At 62.9% G+C, this 23,804-nt stretch carries 29 protein-coding genes; 27 read left to right on the top strand and 2 right to left on the bottom strand.

Features of this window, described 5'->3' with window-relative positions:
- The first annotated feature begins 46 nt into the window (after positions 1 to 46).
- From IGB42_RS03700 to IGB42_RS03570, 27 genes are all read left to right on the top strand, one after another.
- The gene (locus tag IGB42_RS03700; RefSeq protein WP_159666970.1) at positions 47 to 1,348 is read left to right on the top strand and encodes a DUF805 domain-containing protein; all 1,302 of its coding nucleotides are present in this window, start codon (positions 47 to 49) and stop codon (positions 1,346 to 1,348) included.
- 42 nt (positions 1,349 to 1,390) lie between these two features.
- Complete coding sequence (locus IGB42_RS03695; RefSeq protein ID WP_236822483.1) at positions 1,391 to 2,062, top strand: LysE family translocator; 672 nt, start codon at positions 1,391 to 1,393, stop codon at positions 2,060 to 2,062.
- Positions 2,063 to 2,166: 104 nt separating this feature from the next.
- On the top strand, positions 2,167 to 3,465 hold the full coding sequence (gene hisD, locus IGB42_RS03690; protein WP_374705044.1) for a histidinol dehydrogenase: 1,299 nt from the start codon (positions 2,167 to 2,169) through the stop codon (positions 3,463 to 3,465).
- Between the two features lie 109 nt (positions 3,466 to 3,574).
- Positions 3,575 to 4,159: an RDD family protein gene (locus IGB42_RS03685; protein ID WP_159666967.1), complete on the top strand. Its 585-nt coding sequence runs from the start codon at positions 3,575 to 3,577 to the stop codon at positions 4,157 to 4,159.
- Positions 4,160 to 4,168: 9 nt separating this feature from the next.
- The gene (locus IGB42_RS03680) at positions 4,169 to 4,861 is read left to right on the top strand and encodes an RDD family protein (protein WP_159666964.1); all 693 of its coding nucleotides are present in this window, start codon (positions 4,169 to 4,171) and stop codon (positions 4,859 to 4,861) included.
- The gene (locus IGB42_RS03675; RefSeq protein WP_159666961.1) at positions 4,858 to 5,805 is read left to right on the top strand and encodes a stage II sporulation protein M; all 948 of its coding nucleotides are present in this window, start codon (positions 4,858 to 4,860) and stop codon (positions 5,803 to 5,805) included. Before IGB42_RS03680 ends, IGB42_RS03675 begins: the two co-directional genes overlap by 4 nt.
- On the top strand, positions 5,795 to 7,399 hold the full coding sequence (locus IGB42_RS03670; protein WP_159666958.1) for a DUF4129 domain-containing protein: 1,605 nt from the start codon (positions 5,795 to 5,797) through the stop codon (positions 7,397 to 7,399). Before IGB42_RS03675 ends, IGB42_RS03670 begins: the two co-directional genes overlap by 11 nt.
- Positions 7,396 to 8,568, top strand: a complete 1,173-nt coding sequence (locus IGB42_RS03665) for a DUF4350 domain-containing protein (protein ID WP_159666955.1) — start codon at positions 7,396 to 7,398, stop codon at positions 8,566 to 8,568. Before IGB42_RS03670 ends, IGB42_RS03665 begins: the two co-directional genes overlap by 4 nt.
- The gene (locus IGB42_RS03660; RefSeq protein WP_159666952.1) at positions 8,565 to 9,533 is read left to right on the top strand and encodes a MoxR family ATPase; all 969 of its coding nucleotides are present in this window, start codon (positions 8,565 to 8,567) and stop codon (positions 9,531 to 9,533) included. Before IGB42_RS03665 ends, IGB42_RS03660 begins: the two co-directional genes overlap by 4 nt.
- On the top strand, positions 9,530 to 10,828 hold the full coding sequence (locus IGB42_RS03655) for a DUF58 domain-containing protein (protein WP_159666949.1): 1,299 nt from the start codon (positions 9,530 to 9,532) through the stop codon (positions 10,826 to 10,828). The genes IGB42_RS03660 and IGB42_RS03655 overlap by 4 nt, the downstream gene beginning before the upstream one ends.
- 88 nt (positions 10,829 to 10,916) lie before the next feature.
- Positions 10,917 to 11,162: a hypothetical protein gene (locus tag IGB42_RS03650; protein ID WP_159666946.1), complete on the top strand. Its 246-nt coding sequence runs from the start codon at positions 10,917 to 10,919 to the stop codon at positions 11,160 to 11,162.
- Between the two features lie 118 nt (positions 11,163 to 11,280).
- Positions 11,281 to 11,634 carry a TfoX/Sxy family protein gene (locus IGB42_RS03645; RefSeq protein ID WP_159666942.1) on the top strand — a complete coding sequence of 118 codons (354 nt, stop codon included), beginning with the start codon at positions 11,281 to 11,283 and terminating at the stop codon, positions 11,632 to 11,634.
- Complete coding sequence (hisC, locus tag IGB42_RS03640; protein WP_159666939.1) at positions 11,631 to 12,704, top strand: histidinol-phosphate transaminase; 1,074 nt, start codon at positions 11,631 to 11,633, stop codon at positions 12,702 to 12,704. The genes IGB42_RS03645 and hisC overlap by 4 nt, the downstream gene beginning before the upstream one ends.
- The gene (gene hisB, locus IGB42_RS03635) at positions 12,704 to 13,306 is read left to right on the top strand and encodes an imidazoleglycerol-phosphate dehydratase HisB (RefSeq protein ID WP_159666936.1); all 603 of its coding nucleotides are present in this window, start codon (positions 12,704 to 12,706) and stop codon (positions 13,304 to 13,306) included. Before hisC ends, hisB begins: the two co-directional genes overlap by 1 nt.
- A gap of 52 nt (positions 13,307 to 13,358) precedes the next feature.
- The gene (gene hisH, locus IGB42_RS03630) at positions 13,359 to 14,006 is read left to right on the top strand and encodes an imidazole glycerol phosphate synthase subunit HisH (RefSeq protein ID WP_159666933.1); all 648 of its coding nucleotides are present in this window, start codon (positions 13,359 to 13,361) and stop codon (positions 14,004 to 14,006) included.
- A 35-nt stretch (positions 14,007 to 14,041) separates the two neighbouring features.
- Positions 14,042 to 14,785, top strand: a complete 744-nt coding sequence (gene hisA / locus IGB42_RS03625; RefSeq protein ID WP_159666930.1) for a 1-(5-phosphoribosyl)-5-[(5-phosphoribosylamino)methylideneamino]imidazole-4-carboxamide isomerase — start codon at positions 14,042 to 14,044, stop codon at positions 14,783 to 14,785.
- A gap of 4 nt (positions 14,786 to 14,789) precedes the next feature.
- Positions 14,790 to 15,560, top strand: a complete 771-nt coding sequence (locus IGB42_RS03620; RefSeq protein WP_159666927.1) for a class I SAM-dependent methyltransferase — start codon at positions 14,790 to 14,792, stop codon at positions 15,558 to 15,560.
- 8 nt (positions 15,561 to 15,568) lie between these two features.
- A complete protein-coding gene (gene hisF, locus IGB42_RS03615) occupies positions 15,569 to 16,336 on the top strand; it encodes an imidazole glycerol phosphate synthase subunit HisF (protein WP_159666924.1) in 768 nt (255 codons plus the stop codon).
- The gene (locus IGB42_RS03610) at positions 16,333 to 16,680 is read left to right on the top strand and encodes a hypothetical protein (protein WP_159666921.1); all 348 of its coding nucleotides are present in this window, start codon (positions 16,333 to 16,335) and stop codon (positions 16,678 to 16,680) included. The genes hisF and IGB42_RS03610 overlap by 4 nt, the downstream gene beginning before the upstream one ends.
- Positions 16,681 to 17,067, top strand: a complete 387-nt coding sequence (gene hisI / locus IGB42_RS03605) for a phosphoribosyl-AMP cyclohydrolase (RefSeq protein ID WP_159666918.1) — start codon at positions 16,681 to 16,683, stop codon at positions 17,065 to 17,067.
- Between the two features lie 147 nt (positions 17,068 to 17,214).
- Positions 17,215 to 17,541 carry a phosphoribosyl-ATP diphosphatase gene (locus tag IGB42_RS03600; protein WP_159666915.1) on the top strand — a complete coding sequence of 109 codons (327 nt, stop codon included), beginning with the start codon at positions 17,215 to 17,217 and terminating at the stop codon, positions 17,539 to 17,541.
- A 4-nt stretch (positions 17,542 to 17,545) separates the two neighbouring features.
- Entirely contained in the window at positions 17,546 to 17,902 is a 357-nt protein-coding gene (locus IGB42_RS03595) for a histidine triad nucleotide-binding protein (RefSeq protein WP_159666912.1), read from the top strand.
- 124 nt (positions 17,903 to 18,026) lie between these two features.
- A complete protein-coding gene (gene tatA, locus IGB42_RS03590; protein WP_159666909.1) occupies positions 18,027 to 18,239 on the top strand; it encodes a Sec-independent protein translocase subunit TatA in 213 nt (70 codons plus the stop codon).
- Positions 18,240 to 18,242: 3 nt separating this feature from the next.
- Positions 18,243 to 18,797, top strand: a complete 555-nt coding sequence (gene tatB / locus IGB42_RS03585) for a Sec-independent protein translocase protein TatB (RefSeq protein WP_159666906.1) — start codon at positions 18,243 to 18,245, stop codon at positions 18,795 to 18,797.
- A gap of 2 nt (positions 18,798 to 18,799) precedes the next feature.
- Entirely contained in the window at positions 18,800 to 19,540 is a 741-nt protein-coding gene (tatC, locus tag IGB42_RS03580; RefSeq protein ID WP_159666903.1) for a twin-arginine translocase subunit TatC, read from the top strand.
- A complete protein-coding gene (locus tag IGB42_RS03575) occupies positions 19,540 to 21,765 on the top strand; it encodes an O-antigen ligase family protein (RefSeq protein WP_159666900.1) in 2,226 nt (741 codons plus the stop codon). Before tatC ends, IGB42_RS03575 begins: the two co-directional genes overlap by 1 nt.
- A gap of 57 nt (positions 21,766 to 21,822) precedes the next feature.
- On the top strand, positions 21,823 to 22,236 hold the full coding sequence (locus tag IGB42_RS03570) for a VOC family protein (protein WP_159666896.1): 414 nt from the start codon (positions 21,823 to 21,825) through the stop codon (positions 22,234 to 22,236).
- Positions 22,237 to 22,249: 13 nt separating this feature from the next.
- Here IGB42_RS03570 and IGB42_RS03565 read toward each other — a convergent pair whose 3' ends face one another.
- Complete coding sequence (locus IGB42_RS03565) at positions 22,250 to 22,993, bottom strand: TlyA family RNA methyltransferase (RefSeq protein WP_159666893.1); 744 nt, start codon at positions 22,991 to 22,993, stop codon at positions 22,250 to 22,252.
- Between the two features lie 42 nt (positions 22,994 to 23,035).
- Entirely contained in the window at positions 23,036 to 23,770 is a 735-nt protein-coding gene (locus IGB42_RS03560) for a pseudouridine synthase (RefSeq protein WP_159666890.1), read from the bottom strand.
- Between the last annotated feature and the right edge of the window lie 34 nt (positions 23,771 to 23,804).

The following is a 23,804-nucleotide window of genomic DNA, read 5'->3' as shown; positions in this document are numbered from 1 at the left end:
GAATTTATTCACCATTTTTGGCAATATTTGCATTATTGGCACAGTCATGAGCGATACGGTTCAATTAATACTGACAGGACATTTGCTACCGGGCTTTACCGAGGATAGCGCAGCTGAAAACCTGGCGCGCATCATGCGGCTTGATCTGGGGCGTGCACGGCAGTTGCTGCAGAATGCGCCCACGGTCATCAAGCAGAACCTGCCACACAAGGATGTCGAATCCTATATCGCTGGCCTCAACAGGGCCGGAGTCGTGGCAAAAACCTTGCCGCCTGCCCGCCCGCCTGCCGATCCCGCTGCTGCGCCCAACCAGCCGGTGGCGGCAGCCAGGGCGTCCGTGCCGGATGCCAGGGCTGCGATGCCTGCACGAGATCACGTCGCGATGATTTCGCTTGTGCCCGAACCTGCAGCCGTGGCCCCGATCCCGGGGCTGGAACCCCTGATCGCCGCCGCCGCATCGGCCACTGTGGCGGCGCCCCCGGTGGCAACGCCGGCGCCTCAGCCCAGGCAGGCACTGGCGCTGGTGGATGAAATCGCCGTGGCGGCCGCGACAACGACCTGCCCGTCCTGCGGGCGTGAACAGCCCAAGCGCACCTTGTGTCTGGGGTGCGGCACCGACATGCCACGCATGATTGCCGCGCGCGAAACGGAAGCCCAGGCAGAAAGGCTGAAAGCGCGGGAGCCAGACATCGCTGCCAATCCCTATGCCCGCAACCCTGGGAGCCAGGCGGCCCCGCCTGAAGAAGCCTGGTATGAAACGCCGTCGATTTTCAGTCTGCGCAGCAATGGCCGGCTCGGCCGCATGCGTTACCTGGCCTATACCATGGTGGTGATCGTCGCAGCCATTCCCCTGCTTGTTGGTGCCGTGCTGGTACTGAACTCGCTCGTATTGACCGCGATCCTGTCCTTGGCGGTCTGGTGGCTGTATGTACGGCAAACCATCCTGCGCCTGCATGATCTGAATTTGTCCGGTTACTGGATTACCGGTGCATCGATTGCCGGCTACGCCAGCCATCAGTTCAATCCCACGCTGGGTATGGTCGTCGCTGGCGGCATCACGCTGGGTTCATTCGCGCTGTGCGTGGTGCCGGGTAGCAAGGACGGGAACGAATACGGTGCGCCGTCCGAGCCGCCAACCACCTGGATCACCGTGGTGGGTGGCCTTGGCCTGATCTTGTCGCTGATCATGCTGCCCTTCCTGATGAAGAAGGAAAACCTGCGCCACCGTTATGAAAAAACCACGGCAAGCCAGTCCGGGGCAGATTCGGCAGACAGCGCGGATATGGATAGCGACGATGAGCAGGAAAGCGATCACGGTACCGAGAGCAACGAAGCACCGGCCCGGTAACTGCCCACGGGCCCGTGCTGCCACGCATCACGGAAACCCCGCATGGTCGGTGCACTGTCGCCACGGCACGATGCCGTTATTGTCCCCACACTGGATCAGAGCATGCTCGAAACCACGTTGATCGTCATCACCATCGCCACGCTGGGCATGCTCTCGCCCGGGCCGGATTTCTTCCTGGTGGTGAAAAATGCCGCGCGCTACCGCAGGTCGGCCGCGCTGGCGACGGCGGCCGGCGTGAACACCGCCGTCCTCGTACATATGGCCTACTGCGTGGCCGGCCTTGCGGTGGTGATCACCACCACGCCGTGGTTGTTCAATGTGCTCAAGTACGCAGGGGCTGCTTATCTGATCTGGATCGGCATCCAGGCATTGCGCTCGCAAGCCGGTAGCACGCTTTCGCCCGATACCCGGCGGGAGGAGGTGACCTTGCGCGCCGCGTTCATGCAGGGCCTGCTGTGCAATCTGCTCAACCCCAAGGCCACGCTGTTTTTCCTGGCGATGTTCACGCAGGTGCTGGATATCCACAGCACCACGTTCGAGAAGCTCTGGTATGCGTTCGTGATCTGGGCGCTCGCGGTGATCTGGTGGCCATTGCTGGTGTTCCTGATCCAGAGCGGCCCGGTGCGCCGCGTGCTGACCCGCGCGCAACGCGTGATCGACAAATTGCTGGGAGGCGTGCTGGTAGCGCTCGGCCTGAAGGTGGCACTGTCCTGAGGTAGGCGCCCATGGCGGTTCGGCGCTGTAACTGGTGCACGCGGCAGGCGGGGGCGGGCAGCTTGGGTATAATCAGCTATCCAATCTGTTGCTGACTGTGCGCCATGATCCGCCGACTCGATTCCCGTTCCCCCGATTTCCAGACCCAGCTTGCTGCGTTGCTGGCATTCGAAACCTCGCAAGACCCGCAGGTCGACCAGCGCGTGGCCGCCATTCTTGCCGATGTGAAAACACGTGGCGATGCCGCGGTGGTGGAGTACACCAACCGTTTTGACGGCACCGCTGCGCAATCGATGGCTGATCTGGAGCTGACGCAGGACGAACTGAAAGCCGCGCATGACCGGCTGCCTGCAGAGCAGCGTGATGCGCTGCTTGCTGCCGCCGGGCGCGTGCGCCGCTATCACGAACACCAGAAAATGGCCTCCTGGAGCTACGAGGACGAAGACGGCACCATGCTGGGCCAGCAGATCACCGCACTCGACCGCGTCGGCATCTACGTGCCGGGCGGCAAGGCGGCATACCCGTCGTCGGTGCTGATGAATGCCATCCCCGCGCACGTAGCCGGCGTGGCCGAGATCATCATGGTGGTGCCAACCCCCAAAGGTGAGCGTAACGATCTGGTGCTGGCCGCTGCCTATATCGCCGGCGTATCGCGGGCGTTTACCGTGGGCGGTGCGCAGGCGGTCGGTGCGCTGGCGTACGGCACGCAAACCGTGCCGCCGGTCGACAAGATCACCGGCCCGGGCAATGCCTATGTGGCTGCGGCCAAGCGCGCAGTGTTCGGTGTGGTCGGCATCGACATGGTGGCAGGCCCGTCCGAAATCCTGGTGCTGTGCGACGGCGCCACCGATCCGGACTGGGTGGCGATCGATCTCTTCAGCCAGGCCGAGCACGATGAAATCGCCCAGGCCATCCTGCTGTGCCCGGATGCCGCATACATCAGCCGTGTGGAAGAGAGCATCGCGCGCCTGCTGCCCACGCAGCCGCGCCGCGACATCATTGCCGCATCGCTGCAAAACCGCGGGGCGCTGATCCTGGTGCAGGATCTGGACGAAGCATGTGCCATTTCCAACCAGATCGCCCCCGAGCATCTGGAGCTGCAAGTGGCCGAGCCCAAGGAATGGGTGCACAAGCTGCGCCACGCCGGCGCCATCTTCATGGGCAAGTTCACCAGTGAATCGCTGGGCGATTACTGCGCTGGCCCCAATCACGTGTTGCCGACCGCGCGCACCGCGCGTTTTGCCAGCCCGCTGGGCGTGTACGACTTCCAGAAACGCAGCAGCCTGATCCAGGTCTCCGAAGCGGGCGCGCAGAAGCTGGGCAGGATCGCCGCCGTGCTGGCGCACGGCGAGGGGCTGACTGCGCATGCCAATGCGGCCGAGTTCAGGCTCAAGCCGCGATAAAGCGGTAGCTGACCGCGCCAGCGGCGCGCCAGTGCGCGGACATTGTTGCATCCATGCCTTTGCCAACGGCTGATCCCGGGAAAATGCCCCGTTTTTGACGAGGTATTTTTTGTTCACGGTAGAATGGTGCCGCTGTCAGCTGCTGACAGGCATACGTTTTATTCTTACAGGCTTGATGATGAACGATGTGAACCCCTATGCCCCGTCGCATGCCGAGCTGGAAGCGGCGCCGGGCACCGGATACGAGTTGGCAACGCGAAGTGCACGGTTTGGCGCGACTGTGGTGGATGGTCTGATCTGGGTTGCAGCGATGCTGATCCCGACGTTGCTTCTGGTTCCCGTATTGTTGAGCAGCCGTTCCAGCCCCGGTCTGGGCTGGGGCGCGGGTACCGTCGCTTTTTTCGTGGCCATGGGTGTTGCCTGGATTGCACTCGTTGCGATCAACTGCACGTTGATTCATCGCAATGGGCAAACGTTGGGCAAGAAAGCACTGGGCATCCGTGTGGTCTGTGCGGATGGGCAGCGCTGCAGCCTGCGGCGCTATCTTTTCATTCGCAGCCTGCCACTGGGCATCGTGAAGGCCATTCCCTACCTGGGGCTGCTGGTGAGCTTGCTCGACAGCTTGCTGATCTTCCGGGAAACGCGTCGCTGCCTGCATGATGACCTGGCCAATACCATCGTCGTGACGACCTGATCCGCACCCATGCTGGACGGCAAACTCCACCTTTCCACGCCCGAGGGCGTGACGCTTGCGTTGACCCCTGCCGGCGCGGCGCGGCGCGGGTATGCGTGGTTCATCGATCTGCTGCTGCGCGTGCTGCTCAATATACTGCTGACCATCGGCCTGGTGCTGTTGCTGGGGCCCACCATGGGGCGCGGCCTGGCGCTGGTCGGCTATTTCCTGATGGAATGGGCATACCCGGTGGTGTTCGAGGTATTCGGCAGCGGCATGACGCCGGGCAAACGCATGCTGGGGCTGCAGGTGGTGCGTGACGATGGCCTGCCGGTAGGCTGGCGTGAATCGGCACTGCGCAACTTGCTGCGCGGCATCGATTTCCTGCCCATGCTGTATGGCGTCGGCCTTGTCATCATGTTGATGGATGGCAATTTCCGCCGTATTGGCGATATGGTCGCGGGCACGCTGGTGGTTTATCGCGAGCCTGCCGCCAAGGCCGTGGCGCTGGCGCAAGCCGAGCCGTTACCGTTGCCCTTTCCGCTCACGCCACAAGAGCAGCATGCGTTGCTGGATCTGGTCGAGCGGGTGCGCTCCGTGCCGCCGCAACGCCAGCAGGAGCTGGGTGATCTGGCGCGCCCGCTGACCGGGCTGGATGGCGAAGCATCGTTGCAGCGCCTGTTCCAGTACGCGGCCGGGCTGACTGGCGAGGCCAGATCATGAGGCAGCGACAATTCGAGGCGCGCCACGCGGCGCTGTGGGCCGGCATGGAGACCGAGGTGGTCAGCAGGAAACCGTCACCACAGCTGCCCGAGCGTTACCGCGCGCTATGCAATACGCTGGCCGTTGCGCGCCAGCGTGGCTATTCGCCCTCATTGGTCAAGCGGCTCGATACGCTGGCCATCAATGCGCACCGCGTCATCTATGCCGAGACGGGCTCACGCGAGTACGCGTTCATCCGCTGGCTGAAACGGGATTTCCCGCGACTGGTACGGGCCGAGTGGCGGGTGGTCTGCCTGGCCATGCTGGCTTTCTTTGGCGTGGCGCTGCTGACCGGTGGCCTGATCGCGTGGCGGGCCGAGCTGGCGTATGCATTCATGACCCCGGCAGAGCTCTCCGGCATGGAAAGCATGTATCAGGATGGTGCGCACCGGCTGGCGCGGCGCGGCGCGGAAGACGACGTGTACATGTTCGGCTTCTACATCTGGAACAACGTGGCCATTGCCTTCCGTACTTTTGCCAGCGGCATCGTGTTCGGGCTGGGGGCGCTGTTTGCCAGCGCGTTCAATGGCATGCATCTGGGCGTGGTGGGGGCATGGTTGTCGCGCTCGGCGGCCACATCGGGCAATTTCTGGTCGTTCGTGATCACGCATGCCTCGCTGGAGGTCACAGGGCTGATCCTGTCTGCCGCAGCCGGCATGAAACTGGGCGCAGCACTGCTGATGCCCGGGCGGCTGGCGCGCGGCGCGGCGCTACGTGCAACCGCATCCCGCATGTTGCCCATGCTGATGGGGGCAGCGCTGATGACTTTCCTGGCCGCCTTCATCGAAGGCTTCTGGTCTGCGCGCACCGATATCCCGCATTTCGTCAAATATCTGGTAGGCAGTGGCATGTGGCTGGCGGTGATTGCCTACTTCTGTTTCGCGGGGCGTGACCGTGCAGCTTGAATCCCTGCAGATCGATATCCGCCCGGGTTCGCACGCTGCCGCCATTGATCTGGGGCAGTCACTGCTGCGACGTTACTGGCAGCAGGTCTATCTGGCATGGTGGCTGCCGTGGCTGACGCTGGCTGTCTTGCTATGGTTGTGCCTGCCCGCTGCCTATCTGGGCTGGGGCACGCTGGCGATCTGGTGGTTGCGGCCGCTGTTCGACCGCCTGCCGGTGTACATCCTGTCGCGCGAGGTATTCGGTGAACGGGTGACTGCGTGGCAGGCATTGCGCGCATGGCCGTGGCAGTTGGGTGGGTGGTTGCGCAGCCTGACCTGGTGGCGCCCCATCATGCTGGGCCGCGGCCTGTATGCACCGATCTGGATGCTGGAAGGCGCCAAAGGCCGGTTTGCCAACCAGCGCCGCCGTGCACTGGGCGCCCGTGGCGCTTATGGTGCTGCATCGTGGTTCGGGCTGGCGTGCGTGCATTTCACGCTGGTGCTGGAATTGGCGCTGCTGGCTATGCTGGGCCTGTTCATGGCGCGGCCGGAAGAGGCCAATCCCATGCTGTTCATGATCAAGTATTTCAGTGACCCGGCCACGCTGGCACTGACCGGGCATATCTGCTACGTGATCGCCGATGGGCTGATCGGGCCCGTATACGCGTCCGGATGCTTCACGCTGTACCTGCGCCGTCGCGCCGAGCTGGAAGGCTGGGATATCGAGCTGTCGCTGCGCCGGCTGGCAGAGCGCCGCCGCAGGCTGGCCACGCTGGGCAAATCTGCGCTGGCGATGCTGCTATGCGCGGCGTTATGGGCGCTGCCGCAACACGACGCCAGCGCCGCCACCTGTGCGCCCTCCAAGGCGCAACTGGAATTGGAAAAGCAGCGCGGCCCCGCGCACAACGCATCGCAAGCCGCACTGCGACGCGATATCGACGCCGTTTTCCAGAGCGATGAATTCCGCCAGTGGGATTGCCAGATGACATGGGCCCCTAAAAAGCGGCCGGAAGCCAAGCAGGATGATGAAGAGAACTGGCTGGTGCGCTTCCTGACCTGGCTGTTCAAGAACAGGAAGCCCGGTGAAGCCAAGGATGAGGAACAGAAAATCCATGATTTCTCCGGCGCGGGGGCGGTCAAGCTGGGCCTGATCGGCGTGCTGGTGGCGCTGTTTGCATGGTTGTTGTGGCGCTACCGCGGGCCGCTGGGAGCGCTGGTTACGCAGCGCAGGCAGCGGGCTGCGCCACCGCAGCAGGTGTTGGGTATGGATATCCGCCCGGAAACCCTGCCCGAAGATGTGCCGGCCAGCGTGAATCGCCTGTGGCAGGCCGGCAGCCGGCGTGAGGCGCTGGCGCTGCTGTACCGTGCCACGGTATCGAAGCTGGCACATGATCACGCGCTCGAACTGCATCGCGGCGATACCGAGGGCGATATCCTGGCTGCCAGCCAGGCCGCGCATCGCAACGGTGCGTTGCCGCAGCCGGCGGAGGCCGCATGCGCAGAGGTCACCGGCGTGTGGCGCAATGCTGCCTATGCAGCACGCTGGCCCGATGATGCTCAGCTCGACCATGCGCTGGCCGCATGGCGGCTGGGCCTGGGCGGGGGTGGCGCATGAGCAGGGTATTGCGCTGGATTGCCGCCGCGCTGTTGCTGGCGCTGGTGGCTTATGGATCGTGGTGGTGGGCCGGCAATATGGAGCGCCAGCCCGACTGGGTGTTCCGCCTGCCGCAACGTGCGGCACTCGAAAACCCCTTGCTGGCGGCAGAGCGTTACTTGCAGCGCCGTGGTTTGCAAACGGTGGCAGAAGAATCAGTGCATGGCGTGGCCGCGCAATTGCATCCCCACGATACCCTGCTGGCGTTGCAGATCAACGACGATCTGCCGCTGGCCGAGCAACAGGCGCTGCTGGGCTGGGTGCGGCGCGGTGGCGTGCTGGTGACGTCGATCACCTTGTATGACGAAGAAGACGATGAAGTGCTGGCGGAAAACGCCATCGTTGCGCCGCTGCAGCTGCGGGTACGTAGTGATGATGACGAGGGTGCCGGCAAACCGGGTGATGTTGCTGCATCTGGTGCGACTGCAGCAGGCACGCTGCAGCTCACTCCGCCGGGGTCTGCCTATCCGCTGACGCTGACTGAACTGGGCTACAAGCGGCTGGCGCCGGCTGCGGCGGTGCCGCCGGCGTGGCAAGACAGCACCGGCCAGCAGATGTTTGCCTATCGCATGGGACAGGGCTGGCTGGTGGTGCTCAATAATTCGCGGCTGTTCGATCGGCATGCGCTGGCACAGCGCGATCACGCCGAGTTCCTGTGGCGGTTGGCCACCCTCAATCCGGGCAAGGTCTGGCTGGCGCGTGGCGGCACACCCAAGGTGTGGTATGCGCGGTTGTGGCACATGTGGCCACAAGCGGTATTGATGCTGGCGCTGTTGCTGGCCCTGCTGTTGTGGAACAACGGTGTGCGGTTTGGCCCATTGCTGCCACAGGCCGCACCGCCACGCCGGGCACTGCTGGAGCATATCCGCGCCAGCGCGCGCTGGGCGTGGCGTCATGACGGCCGCGCGGCATTGCTGCAGGCCGCGCGCCGCAGCACGCTGGCGCTGATCGCCACCCGTGTGCCCGAATGGTCGCGCCTGCCGCCAGATGAACTGGCGCGCCGTCTGGCAACACGCTACGACTTGCCGCAGGCCGACATCGACGCCGCACTCAACCAGGCCAGATCCGACCAGCCCGCCGCATTCACCGCCGCCGTGGCCACCCTACAAACGCTGAGGAACAAGTTATGACCCCGGAACGCTTCAACCAGGCTGTCGAAATCGTGCGGCGGCTGCGCGAGGAAATCGGCCGCGCTGTCGTCGGCCAGACTGATACCGTCAATACCGCGCTGGCCAGTTTGCTGGCAGGGGGGCACGTATTGCTGGAGGGCGTGCCCGGCCTCGGCAAGACCTTGCTGGTGCGGGCGCTGGCCAAGACCTTTTCCGGGCAGTTTGCGCGCATCCAGTTCACCCCCGACCTGATGCCGGCCGACGTGACCGGCCATGCGTTCCTCGATATGAAGGAGCATCGCTTCACCATCCGCCGCGGCCCCATTTTTGCCAACCTGGTGCTGGCCGACGAAATCAACCGTGCGCCGGCCAAAACGCAGGCGGCGTTGCTGGAAGCCATGCAGGAGCGCCAGGTCACCATCGAGGGCGAGGCCAATCCGCTGCCGTCGCCATTCATGGTGCTGGCTACACAGAACCCCATCGATCAGGAAGGCACGTATCCATTGCCGGAAGCGCAGCTCGACCGCTTCCTGGTCAAGGTGCTGATCGACTACCCCACCGAGGCTGAAGAGCTGGCGCTGGTGAAGCAGATTACCGGCAGCCAGATTGGCGACGCGCTCGACGTCAATGCCGTGGGCACACTGATCAAGCCGGAAACCGTGCTTGCTCTGCAGCAACTGGTGGCGGAAATCGCCGTCGATGAACAGGTGCTCGATTACGCGGTACGCATCGTGCGTGCCACGCGTGACTGGCCGGGCTTCTCGATCGGCGCCAGCCCGCGTGGCGCTATCGCGCTGGTGCGCGTGGCGCGTGCACTGGCGCTGATTGCCGGGCGCGATTTTGTCACCCCGGATGAAATCAAGCAGGCCGCCTTGCCGGTGCTGCGCCACCGCGTGGCGCTGGCGCCGGAGGCCGAGCTGGAAGGCATCACCGCAGACCGTGCGCTGGCGGGCCTGCTGGAACAGATCGCCGCGCCGCGCGCATGATCCCCACACGCCGTCTGCTGCTGCTGACCGGCCTCGTTGCCGCGCTGGCGTTTGCCCTGCCCTGGATGCCGCACTGGCTGTGGTGGGGCGCGGCTGCCATTGCCGGTGCGCTGACCGTGGTCGACGCGCTGCTGGGCTGGCGCCTGCCGGCACTGGTGGTGGAGCGCCAGATGGCCGGCGCATGGGCGCGTGGCCGCTGGGGCGAGGTTGCGCTGACGATACGGCATCAGTCTGGCCGGAACATTGCGTTGCAGGTGTTCGATCACTATCCGCAAGGCTGGGCAATGGAAGGGCTGCCGCAATCGTGCCGCCTCAACCCCGGGCAGTTCGTGCGGCTGGCGTACCGGGTGCAGCCGCTGGCCCGTGGTGATCATCGTTTCGAAGCGCTGGGCGTGCGGATCGAATCGCCATTCGGGCTGTGGCTGCGCCAGAGCCGTGTTGGCGCCGGTAGCGAAGTACGGGTGTTTCCCGATTTTGCACCGGTGCTCAAACGCTCGCTGGTGGCAGCGGACCGCATGGTGCCGCAAGCGGGCGTGCTGCGCCGTCGTCGCCGTGGCGAAGGCACGGATTTTCACCAGCTGCGCGAGTACCGCAATGGCGACAGCCTGCGTGCCATCGACTGGAAAGCCACCGCACGGCTGCAAAAACCCATCAGCCGCGAATACCAGGAAGAGCGCGATCAGCAGATCGTGTTCCTGCTCGACTGCGGCCGGCGCATGCAGGCGCAGGACGGCGATACCTCGCATTTCGACCACGCACTCAATGCCATGCTGGTACTGGCCTGGCTGGCGCAGAAGCAGGGTGATGCCATCGGCCTGTATACCTTTGGCGGTAACGAGCGCTGGCTTGCTCCACAAAAAGGCAGGGCATCGTTCGACCGGCTGCTGTCCAGCCTGTATGACCTGGAACCGACAGAATCACATCCGGACTATCTGGCTGCTGCCGAGGCACTGGCAGAACGGGTGAAAAAGCGCAGCCTGATCGTGCTGCTGACCAATCTGCGCGACGAAGATGGCGATGGCCTCGCTGATGCGATGACGCTGCTGGTGCACCCGCACCGCGTGCTGTGCGCCAGCCTGCGTGAAACCGTGCTCGATGCCACGCTGACGCAGCCGGTAGCCGATTTCGACGATGCGCTCACGCATTGCAGCACGCTGACCTATCTGGAACAGCGCCGCAAGGCCTTTGCCGCGCTGGCCGGCCCGGCGCGCGAACTGATCGATGTCACGCCGCAGGCGTTGCCGGTCACGCTGGTGAACCGTTATCGCGAACTCAAGGAAAGCGGCGCACTGTAAGCGTGTCAGGTCGCTTGGGGCATGGCGCCTCGTTGCATCGGATGCATGACGGACGACCGCCGTACAGGCGGCAGGGTATGGAGCAACAATGCGTTTGCTGCTGGGCGGTATTTTTCTGGGAATGCTGTTGCTGGGCGCAATGTCGCGCAGCATGGTGCTGATGGGAACCGCTGCCCTGCTGTTGTTCCTGCTATTCGTGTTGCCGGCGTTATGGCGCTGGCTTTCGGAGCGCACGACGGATGAGGATGGCAACACCGGCATCTTCGGGAGTGACCAGGATTTCTCTTCCTCCGGTGGCGATGACGGGGGTGGCCGAGACTGCAGCAGTGATTAGGTTTCTACCGGAGCGGCATATGGCGTGAGGGGCCGCATGCCGGGCGAAGCGCCAGGCAGCCTTGTTCCATCAGTCACCGGCGATGGAAGCGCTGCCGCTGTCGTGATACGGTATGCGCATGGCTGCCCGCAACGAATATCTTTCCTGGCTGATCGAACAGCTTGCCCCGCTGGGCAGCGTGCGCGCCAAGGCAATGTTCGGCGGCTTCGGCCTTTACTGCGACGACCTGTTTTTTGCCATCGTTGCCGATGACGTGCTGTATCTGAAAGCCGACGACGTATCGATTCCCGACTTTGCCGCGCAGCACCTGCAGCCCTTCAGCTATGCGATGAAGGATGGCATCGCGCAGACAATGAAGTACTATCCGCCGCCTGAATCCGCGCTCGAAGATCAGGCCGAACTGCTGCTCTGGGCCCGGAAAGCGCTGGCCGCAGCGCTGCGCTCGCCTCAACGCAAAAAGAAAACCGCATGACAAGCCGCCACACCGATATCCTCCGCGCCGAAATCTCTGCGCTGCATGCCTACCACGTACCGCCTGCCACGGGCTTCCTCAAGCTCGATGCCATGGAAAACCCCTACGATCTGCCCGCTGATCTGCAGGCCGAGCTGGGCCGGCGCCTGGCCAGTGCCGCCATCAACCGCTACCCGGATCCACAGGGCGGCGGCATCAAGGCAGGACTGCAAACGGCGATGGGCATCCCGGCGGGTTTCGATGTGCTGCTGGGCAACGGTTCGGATGAAATCATCCAGTTGCTGGCCATGCTGGTGATGAAGCCGGGCGCCACCTTGCTGTCGGTGGAGCCGAGCTTCGTCATGTACAACATGATCGCCACCTTCTGCGGCCTCGAATACGTGGGCGTGCCACTGAACCCCGCCGATTTTTCGCTCGATCTGGCTGCCACGCTGGCGGCGATCGACAAGCACCAGCCGGCGCTGGTGTTCCTCGCTTACCCGAACAACCCCACCGGCAATGCATTCGATGCCGCAGCGATCGAGGCCATCATCGAAGCCGCGCCCGGCATCGTGGTGGTCGACGAGGCGTACCATGCGTTTGCCGAAGACAGTTTCTTTTCGCGGCTGGCGCGCTACCCCAACCTGCTGGTGATGCGCACGCTCTCCAAGCTGGGGCTGGCCGGTTTGCGGCTGGGCTTCATTGCCGGTGCACCGGGCTGGATTACCGAGCTTGATAAATTGCGCCTGCCCTACAACATCAATGTATTGACGCAGGTTGCCACCGAGTTTGCGCTGGAGCATGTGGATATCCTCAATGACCAGGCCGCCACGCTCAAGGTGGAGCGTGAAAAACTGTTGCAGACACTGAACGATTTGCCCGGCGTGACCGCGTTTGCCAGCCAGGCCAACTTCATCCTGGCGCGCGTGCCGGATGCGCCGCGTATCTTCAATGCGCTGAAAGAAAAGAAGATACTCATCAAGAATCTGCACGGCGGGCCGAAAGTCTTGGATAATTGCCTGCGTTTTACCGTTGGCCGCCCGGAAGACAACGCCGTTGTCCTCGCGGCACTTAAAGAGATCTGCTCGTAATGACCGCCGCACGTATTGTTACCGTCACCCGCAACACGCTGGAAACCCAGATCACCATCACGCTGAATCTGGATGGCACCGGCGTATCCAAGTTCGATACCGGTGTACCGTTTTTTGAACACATGCTCGACCAGGTGGCACGCCATGGCCTGTTCGATATCGAGATCAAGGCCGTCGGCGATCTGCATATCGATGCCCACCACACGGTGGAAGACGTCGGCATCACGCTGGGCCAGGCGTTTGCGAAGGCCGTTGGCGACAAGAAGGGCATCGTCCGTTATGGCCACAGCTATGTGCCGCTGGATGAAGCGCTGTCGCGCGTGGTGGTCGATCTATCCGGCCGCCCCTGCCTGGAATACGACTGCGAATACACGCGGGCGATGATCGGCGGTTTCGATGTCGACCTGTTCGGCGAGTTTTTCCGCGGTTTCGTCAACCATGCCGCCATCAGCCTGCATATCGACAACCTCAAGGGCAAGAACGCCCACCACCAGGCCGAAACCATCTTCAAGGCGCTGGGCCGCGCACTGCGCATGGCGGTGTCGTTCGATGAACGGATGAGCGGCATCACCCCGTCCACCAAGGGCACACTGGTCGGATGACACGCGTTGTTGCCAGCTGCCTCGGCCAGCTTTACTCCATGGATCGCGCCGCATGACCCAGAAAATCGCCATCGTCGACTACGGCATGGGCAATCTGCACTCGGTGACCAAGGCTTTCGAGCTGGTGGCGGACGGGCGCGCCGAGATCGCGCTGACCGCTGATCCGGCCGTGGTGGCCGCTGCCGACAAGGTGGTGTTTCCCGGTCAGGGCGCCATGCCCGACTGCATGTTGCACCTGAACGAATCCGGCCTGAAAGCCGCGGTGCTCGAGGCGGCGGAAGAAAAACCGTTCTTCGGCATCTGCGTGGGCGCCCAGCTGCTGTTCGAGCGCAGCGAAGAAGGCCCTACCGACAGCCTGGGCGTATTCAAGGGCAATGTGGTGCGCTTTCCCGCCGACAAGATGGTGGGCGCGGACGGGCACAAGCTGAAAGTGCCGCACATGGGCTGGAACGAAATGTTCATCAAGCACAGCCACCCGCTGTGGAACGGCATTGCCGATGGCGAGCGCTTCTACTTCGTGCACAGCTACCATTTTGCCCCGACCGAGGCCATTGCCGTGGTCGAATCGGCTTATCCTTACCGTTTTGCGGCGGCAGTGGCGCGCGACAACATCTTCGCCATCCAGTGCCACCCGGAGAAATCGCATCGCGCAGGTCTGCAATTGTTGCAGAATTTCGTAAACTGGGACGGCAAGGCTTAAGTCCTTCTTTCAATTGTTCTATTGTTTTTCTAATCATGCTGATCATTCCTGCTATCGACCTCAAAGACGGCCAGTGCGTACGCCTGCGCCAAGGTGAAATGGACGACGCCACCGTGTTCTCCGACGATCCGGCCAGCTTCGTCAGCCACTGGCTGGGCCAGGGCGCGCGCCGCATGCACCTGGTGGACCTCAACGGTGCGTTTGCCGGCAAGCCCAAGAACCTCGATGCGGTCAAACGCATCCTGCGTGCGATAGATGGCGATGTGCCGGTGCAACTGGGCGGCGGCATCCGCAGCCTGGAAACCATCGAGATGTATCTCGATGCCGGCATCGACTACGTGATCATCGGCACCGCAGCCATCAAGCAGCCGGGTTTCCTGCACGAAGCCTGCGATGCGTTCCCGGGCCACATCATCGTTGGCCTCGATGCCAAGGACGGCAAGGTTGCCACCGATGGCTGGGCGAAGATCACCGACCATGATGTGGTCGATCTGGCCAAGCGCTTTGAAGGCTATGGCGTGGAAAGCGTGATCTACACCGACATCGGCCGCGACGGCATGCTGTCCGGCGTGAATATCGAGGCCACAGTGAAGCTGGCGCAGGCGCTGACCATCCCGGTGATCGCTTCGGGCGGCCTGACCAACCTCGACGATGTGCGCCGCCTGGCCGAAGTGGAAGCCGAAGGCATCGAGGGCGTGATCACCGGTCGTGCCATCTACGAAGGCACCATCGACTTCAGGGCCGCGCAAGAGCTGGCCGATCAACTGGTAACGGCCTGATCCCATGCGCCACGGCAACGATCCTACCAAGCGTTTTTCGGATCATGCCGATGCCTATGTGCGCGGCCGGCCCGGCTACCCCACGGCGGTGATCGACCAGCTGCGCGACTGGGGCGCATTGCCCGATGGCGCGGTGGTGGCCGATATCGGTGCCGGTACCGGTATTTCCAGCGCGTTGTTCCTGCAGGCCGGCTATACCGTCTGCGGCGTGGAACCCAACAAGGCGATGCGCGAGGCGGCCGAGCTGCGCTTTGCCGGCACGCCGTTGTTTGCCAGCATCAACGGCTCGGCCGAGGCCACCACGCTGGCCGATGCCAGCGTCGACCTGATTGCCGCCAGCCAGGCCTTCCACTGGTTCGATCCGCAAGCCACCCGTGCCGAGTGGCGCCGCATCCTCAAGCCCGGCCGGCAGGCCGCACTGATCTGGAATGACCGCGAACTCGATGCCACACCGTTTCTGGTGGGCTACGAGGCACTGCTGCAGCGCTTCGGTACCGATTACCACCAGGTCAACCACAAGCGCATCGATGTGCCCATCATCAGCACGTTCTTCGGCACGTCGCCCAGGATCGCCGCCGTGCCCTATGTGCACCGCTGCGACCGCGCCATGCTGCACAGTCGCCTGCTGTCGGTTTCCTACGTGGCCAAGGCCGGGGAAGCCGGCTTCGATGCAATGATGGCAGCGCTTGATGCCCTGTTCGATGCGCACCAGCAGGACGGTGCCATCGAATTCCTTTACCAGACCCGTATCTACTGCGCACCCCTCGCGCCCTGAAGCTTGCCATGCCCCTCGCAAAACGCATCATCCCCTGCCTTGACGTGACCAATGGTCGTGTCGTCAAAGGCGTCAACTTCGTCGGCTTGCGCGATGCGGGTGATCCGGTCGAAATTGCCAAGAAATACGATGATCAGGGCGCGGATGAGCTGACGTTCCTCGACATCACCGCGTCCAGCGACAACCGTGACCTGATCCTGCACGTGATCGAGGCGGTGGCATCGCAGGTTTTCATTCCGCTGACCGTGGGTGGCGGTGTGCGCCAGGTGGCCGATGTGCGCCGCCTGCTCAATGCCGGTGCCGACAAGGTTAGCATCAACACCACCGCAGTTACCAACCCGGAAATCGTCGAAGCCGCCGCCAGCAAATTCGGCAGCCAGGCCATCGTTGTTGCCATCGATGCCAAGGCGGTCGATGACAGCAATACCCGCTGGGAAATCTTTACCCACGGCGGGCGCAAACCAACCGGGCTGGATGCGGTAGAGTGGGCGTGCAGGATGCAGCAACTGGGCGCCGGTGAAATCCTGCTGACCAGCATGGACCGCGACGGCACCAAGATCGGCTTCAATTTGCCGCTGACCCGTGCGGTGAGCGATGCCGTGGATATCCCGGTGATTGCATCCGGTGGCGTAGGCAATCTGCAACATCTGGTGGATGGTGTAACCCGCGGGCATGCCGATGCGGTACTGGCAGCCAGCATTTTCCATTTTGGCGAGTACACGGTGCGCCAGGCCAAAGAAGCCATGCAGGCCGCCGGGATCGAGGTGAGATTATGAAAAAATGGGTATTGATTGCACTGGCCATGTTGCCGGTGGCCGCGCTGGCCTGCGAGCTGGAGGTGGATACCGCCGGCAAGCCGCTGAAAATCGAAGTGAACAACATGCGCCATGGCACGCATAACGAGCTGACGCTGTTCCTCACGCTCAAGAACGAGGGCAAGGGCGCGTATGCGTTCAACGGTGCCGACAGCCTGTACGTGGTCGACGAAAACGGCCGCCGCCAGAAGCCGGCCAGCGTGGACGCCGCGCCGCAGAGCCTGGCCCCGGGTGGCGCCATTGCCATCCGCGCGCACTACACGCCCAGCCCCGATTACACCGCGGCAACGCTGAAGGTGGATTGATTGGGCTGGCTGGACGAAATCCTGTGGGATGAAAAAGGCCTGGTGCCGGTGATTGCCCAAGACAAGCACAGCGGCCGCGTGCTGATGTTCGCCTATGCCAACCGCGATGCGGTCGCGCTGACGGCCGAGCACCGCACCGCGCATTACTGGACGCGCTCGCGCAACCGCCTGTGGCACAAGGGCGAGGAAAGCGGCCATTTCCAGCGTGTGGACGAAATCCGCCTCGATTGCGATGGTGATGTACTGATCTACCTGATCGAGCAGGAAGGCGGCATTGCCTGCCACACCGGCCGCGCCAGCTGCTTTTTCCGCGTGCTGCAAGACGGCGCTTGGGTCGCGGTAGACCCGGTGCTGAAAGACCCGGCGGCGATCTACCACAAGCATTGACGCGCTGCCCGACGTGCAAAGCGGCAGAAAAGGCTGGCCCATGGCCGGCCTTTTTCAATCTGTCACGTTGAAGTGCAACGTGAATGAAGGCAAACGGCAATATAATTGCCCCTATCCATTGATCACCCCCTGACCGGACAAGCCCGCATGGTCTCTGCCGAAATCCTTGAACGCCTTTCCGCCACGCTGGCCAGCCGCCGCGGCGCCGATCCGTCCACCTCCTACGTGGCCAAGCTCTATCACAAGGGCACCGAAGCCATCCTGAAAAAAGTCGGCGAAGAGGCGCTGGAAGTGGTGATGGCCGCCAAGGATGGCGACAAGCTGCACGTGGTGCGCGAAGTGGCCGACTTGTGGTTCCACACACTGGTGCTGCTGGCGCACGAAGGCCTCAGCCACGAAGACGTGCTGGCAGAGCTGGCGCGCCGCGAAGGCATTTCCGGCATCGAAGAAAAAGCCTCGCGCCCGCAGGAGTAAACCCATGACAGACTGCATTTTCTGCAAGCTTGCCGCCGGCGTGTTCCCGTCGAACAAAGTCTATGAGGACGACGACGTGCTGGTGTTCCACGATTTGCACCCGGTGGCGCCGGTGCATGTGCTGGTGGTGCCGAAAACACATATCGAATCTCTTGCGCATGCCGCTGTCGAACATCAGGCGCTGCTGGGCAAGCTGATGCTGGTGGCGGCGCAAGTGGCGGGCGAGCTGGGGCTGGAAAGCGGTTTCCGCACCATCATCAACACGGGTGCAGGCGGTGGGCAGACGGTGTTCCACCTGCATGTGCACGTGATCGGCGGCCCGGGGCTGCCTGCCGGCATCGTCGGCGTTGCTACACATTGATGCACGCTGGTCGGGTTGGTCGTCTACACCAGTTCGGCGGTAACAAAAGCCAGGCATCTTTCGCATACAGGGGCGCAGGCCATGCGCGGCGCCCGGCAAATTCAAACCTGCTCGGAGAATAATCATGGGTTCCTTCAGTATTTGGCATTGGTTGATCGTGCTGGCGATCGTGGTGGTGGTGTTCGGTACCAAGAAGCTGGGCAACGTCGGCAAGGATCTTGGCAACGCGGTGCGCGGTTTCAAGGATGGCATCAAGGGTGAAGGCGACGAGGCCCCCAAGGCCAAGACCGATGAAGCCGGCCGCGTGATCGAGGCGGCAGACAAGGACAAGCGTTAAGCCGTGTTCGATGTCAGTTTTGGTGAGCTGGTGGTGGTGGGGGCTGTCGCGCTGGTCGTGCTCGGCCCCGAGCGGCTGCCCAGGGTTGCACGCACGGTTGGCGCGCTGATCGGCCGTGCACAGCGTTTCGTTACCAGCGTGAAGGCAGATCTGGATCGCGAAATGCATCAGACCGAGCTGGCACGTATCGAGGCCGAATTACGGGCCGAGGGCGATGACCTGCGCAATACCATCCACCAGAGCGTGGTGGCCCCGGTACGGCAGGCGCACAGCGATTTCACGGATTTCTCGCGCCCGGTGCATGCCGAGGTCGAAGCCACTGCGGCTTTGCTGCAGGCACCGGTGCATACGGTGCTGGCAGACGAGGCACCAGCCCCGCTGCTGGCCGCGCCCATCGATGTGCCTGTCGATGATCCCGGCGGGGACATCGCGGACTACCCGGCTGACATGGCGGCAGATGTCGTACCGGCGTTACTGGCCCCGGTGGTCGACGAGCGCCAGCTCGATCTTTTCGCGCCGCCCCCGGCGCCCGTAGCGATAGCCAGGGACAGGCGCTGACCATGCAGGAACAACTTCAACCACTGCTGGTGCACCTGCTGGAGCTGCGTACCCGGCTGGTGCGCGGCTCGCTGGTGTTCATCGTGGCCTTCCTGGCGTGCTTCGCCGTGCGTGAAACGCTGTACAACTTCGTTGCCGCGCCGCTTACCAACGTGCTGCCCACGCATCAGCTGATCTCGTTCGGCATCGCCGCGCCGTTCATGGTGCAGATCAAGGTGGCTGCGATGGTGGCTTTCCTGATCTCGCTGCCGCATACGCTGTACCAGATCTGGGCATTCGTGGCGCCTGGCCTGTACGCGCACGAGAAAAAGCTGGTGCTGCCGCTGGTGGTGTCGTCATCGCTGCTTTTTCTGGCCGGCATGGCGTTTGCGTATTACTTCGTGTTCGGCGTGGTGTTCCGGTTCATCGCCTCGGTGGTGCCGGCCTCGATGCAATGGCTGCCTGATTCGGCCGAGTATCTCGATTTCATCCTCAGCATGTTCCTGGCCTTCGGGGTGACCTTCGAAGTGCCGGTATTCGTGGTGGTGCTGGTGCGCATGGGCTTTGTCAGCGTGGAGAAGCTGCGTGAATGGCGCCCTTACGTGATCGTGGGCGCCTTCGTGATTGCTGCAGTGGTGACGCCGCCAGACGTGATGAGCCAGTTGCTGCTGGCCATTCCGCTCTGGCTGCTGTTTGAGGTAGGCTGCATGGTTGCCGCCTGGACGGGCAAACCTGCCGCCAAAGAACTCACCCCGGATTCCTGATGCTTTACGTTTTTCAGTGCCTGCTCTTTCTGCTTGCTGCCGTGCCTTGCGGCATTCCCTACCGCTACAACCCCAATCCGGTATTTCCATCCGAACTGGCCGCCTTTGCGCTGTCGGTACTGCTGGTGCTGGCCGCGGCGGCGCTGCCGGCCAGAAAAGATCAGCCACGCACCGCCATCCCGTGGTCGGCGCTGATCTGGGCCGCGCTGGTGGGCGTGATCGCGCTGCAATGCGTGGCACTGCCCATCACCTACTGGTCGGAACGTACGGTGCCGGCGTTGTACTTTCTGGCGGCGGGCCTGTCGGTGTGGGCGCTGGCGCGCGCGCGCGAACTGTTCGGCACCGATGCCCTCGTCACCGCGTTTGCCTGGGGCTTGCTGGTGGGCACGCTGTTCAATTCCGGCGTTGGAGCAGGCCAGGTTCATGACCTGATCAAATACGGTGATGGCCGGCTGGTGTTCGGCAATATCGGCCAGAAGAACATGTACGGCCATTATCTGGCGTGGGGCATGGTTGCAGCATGCTGGCTTCTGGCCAAGCGCAAGCTTGCCAGCACCGAGCTGGTGGTCTGGTCAGGCTTTGCCATCGGCTTGATTGGTATGGCATGCGTGTTGATCGGCAAATTTCTTGTGCCCGGAGATCTGCTGACTACCGGATTTGCACTGGAAGGGCTTGCGGTCGGGGTGCTGCTGCTTGGCTTGGGAGCGGCTCATTACCCGCGAATAACACTATTGATCTTGCTGATATGGCTGGCTTTGAGCATTGCTTGGTGCGGATCGCGCTCCCCGTTGATGTATATGCTGGCTTGGCTGGTGATGGGATGGTTGTGGTTTTTCCATGGCGGCCAACGGCAGCAAAAGCAACGCCCTGCAAAGCTGAACGCATTGCTCGAGCGATGGCTGCGGCGCGAAAAACGCCGTCTGCCAGCTATACGTAACCTGCGCTGTCGCTTGCTGGCTTCGCCACGCCTTGCCAACCGATATCCCTATCTCCGCTGGTATCGCCGGCTGGGAAAATGGCTGAGCAGGTCGCGCTGGAGCGCGTGGGGACGTCAGGTATGGAAAGCAGAGGAAAGACGGCTGGGCTTCTACCTCATTCTGACCGCGGCGCTGGTTTTCGTTTCGATGCTGGTGGTTGTACCTGCGGTAAATGATGTCATCCAGCATTTCACTCATACCTCGAACGGGGTGGCAACCGGGCTGGACAGGCTGGATTCAAATGGTGCGCGCCGGCTTGTCGAATGGCAAAAAGCGTGGATTACCTTTGTCGATCATCCGGTACTGGGCGTGGGCTGGAGCGCCTATGCAGCACAGAGTATTCTGTACCAGGTACGCCCGGAATTTGCCGTGATCGCCGAAAGCGTGCTGTTCACCCACGCCCATAACTCGCTGTTGAACCTGATGGCGGAAACGGGGCTGATCGGTACCTTCGTTGTGTTGCTGGGATTGCTGTGGTGCACTGGCGGCTGGTGGTTGCCGGCTGCAAACCGACGGTTTTTCTGGCCGAAACTGATTGTCGCCAACGTGTTGCTGCTGGTTTCTGGGTTATTTTTGCTAGTGGGGGTGTGGAAGCGCCGTCGCAATGCGGTTGCCATGCTAGCGACCGCATTGGTTGCGGTGTCCGTGTTGCATAGCGTGGTCGAATACCCGCTGTGGTACGCACATTTCCTGATGCCGTTCGCGCTGATGCTGTACCTGGCGCGTGATGACGCGTCGCGCTGGCATTGGCCGGTGTTGCCGGTACGGGCCGCAATGGGCACGGCAGCGGTTGCGTTGCTGGTGATTGCCGGGCTGGGCGGTCATTACTACCTGAAGTTGTACCCCATCCTTGAATCCACCAAGGATGCCAAGCAGAACGCCATCAATATCGACACGCTGCAGCGGCTGCGCAGCAACGTGTTCGTCGATTACTACGCCGATTTCGCGCTGTCCAACTACATCGTTGCCAGCCGCAACGACATCCCGTGGAAACTGGGCATTCTTGATCGCCTCAACAGCGTACGCCCGTACCCCAGCCAACTGGCCGATGCGGCGGTGATGCACGCGATGCGGGGCGACAAGGATCTCTCGCACGCACTGATGCGCCGCGCGGCGTTTGCCTACCCGGAAAGCCTCGATTACTTCTACGACGTGGTCGATGACTACCCGCAGGACGCCGCAGTGCAGGCGCTCAAGCCGGATATCGACGAGGCCCGGGCGTTGTTCAGGAAGGCCAAGGTACTGTAAGCGTAAAGTCATGCTGGCGTCGCTATACTGATGGTTTCCGCTAACCGGAGCGCCAGCATGCGTGTTCAGTCCTACCTGTTCTTCAATGGCCGCTGTGACGAAGCGCTGGCTTTCTACGCCAGCGCCATCGGCGCCACAACCACCTTCATCACCCGCTTTGGCGACGCGCCCGAAGGCAGCAGCAACACCGCGCCGGACTGGGCAGACAAAGTCATGCATGCCAATTTCGAAGTGGGCAATACCCAGCTGATGGCATCGGATGGGCAGTGTGCACTTGAGGGCGATGCCAGTATGCGCGCCTGCTCACTGTCCATCGAGGCAGACAGTCAGGCCGATGCCGAGCGCATGTTCAATGCGCTGGTCGATGGCGGCACGGTCACCATGCCGTTCCAGAGTACCTTCTGGTCGTCCGGTTTCGGCATGCTGGTTGATCGCTTCGGCGTGAAATGGATGGTGAGCGCACCAGCCTGAGCGTGGCGGCGCGTCAGGCCTTGCGCGCGTGGATGAAGAATTCGCGGTTGCCATCGCCACCGGCAATCGGGCTGTCGAAGTAATCCAGTACCGTGAACCCGGCCACCGTAGCGGCGTCGCGCACCTTGTTTTCTACCGCCGGATAGAGCGCGGCGTCGCGCACGATGCCACCCTTGCCCAGCCCCTGCGGGCCAACTTCGAATTGCGGCTTCACCAGGAACAGCAGCACGGCACCGGCAGGCAGCAGTGCGGCCAATGCCGGCAGGATCAACGTGAGCGAGATGAACGAGACATCGCCGACGATGGCCTGAACCGGGCCATCCAGGTGCTGGGCGAGTTCATCCGGGGTAACGTGGCGCGCATTCACGCCTTCCAGCGTCACGATGCGCACATCGCCATGCAGCCGCGGGTGCAGCTGGCCGTGACCCACTTCCAGCCCCAGCACGCGCCGTGCGCCGGCCTGCAACAGGCAATCGGTGAAACCGCCGGTGCTCTGGCCCACATCCAGCACCTGCATGCCGGCCACATCGAGGCCGGTATGCGCCAGCGCGCCCGCCAGCTTGAGCCCGCCGCGCGATACGAAGCGGTCTGCGGCATCCGGCGTGATGCTGATCTGCGCAGCGGTATCGAGCTTCTGGCTGCATTTGCCCACGGCTGTGCCATTTGCACTCACTCGGCCGGATTCGATCAGCAGCTGCGCGGCTGTGCGTGATGCTGCCAGACCCAGTTCTACCAGCAGTACGTCAGCGCGCGCCATCAACGTTGCCCGGCGCTGGCCGCGTGCAACTGCGGGCGCAGGTCAGATGAAGCTTTCATCGGCGGCGAGGTAGCGCCACTGGCCGGTGGGCAGCTCATCGAGCGTGATATTGCCGATGCGGATACGCTTGAGGCCGACCACATGCAGGCCTACCTGCTCGCACATGCGGCGGATCTGGCGCTTCTTGCCCTGCTTGAGCACGAAGCGCAGCTGGTCGTCGTTCTGCCATTTCACCTGTGCCGGGCGCAGCGCTTCGCCATCGAGCGACAAACCGTAGTTCAACAGCTTGAGGCCACTGGGTGGCAGTGAGCCTTCCACGCGCACCAGGTATTCTTTTTCCACTTGCGAGTTTTCGCCGATCAGTGTCTTGGCCACGCGGCCATCTTGCGTCAGCACCAAGAGGCCCACTGAATCGATGTCCAGCCGGCCGGCCGGCACCAGGCTGGCCAGGTGCTCGCGCTGGAAGGCCACGCCGGTGGTATCGCCTTCCCACTGGTTTTCCGGTTTTACCAGCACCACGGCGGGTTCGTAGCCATCTTCCGCCTGGCCCGATACATAGCCGATGGGCTTGTTGATCAGCACGGTCACGCGGTTGGCCTGCGCGGTTTGCGCGGCTTTTTTCAGCGTGATGGTTTGCGTGGGCAGCACCTTGCTGCCCAGTACGTTCACCACCACGCCATCGACGAACACCCAGCCACGGGCGATGTATTCGTCAGCCTCGCGCCGGGAGCACAGGCCCAGCTCGGCCATGCGTTTGGAGAGTCGAAGCGGTTCCATCGCGGAGTTCCGGGTTGTCAGTAGGGAGGGGCGC

This window comes from Andreprevotia sp. IGB-42, from assembly GCF_009848685.1.
GTDB lineage: Bacteria > Pseudomonadota > Gammaproteobacteria > Burkholderiales > Chitinibacteraceae > Andreprevotia.
This window is presented reverse-complemented; position numbering and strand designations above follow the sequence as displayed.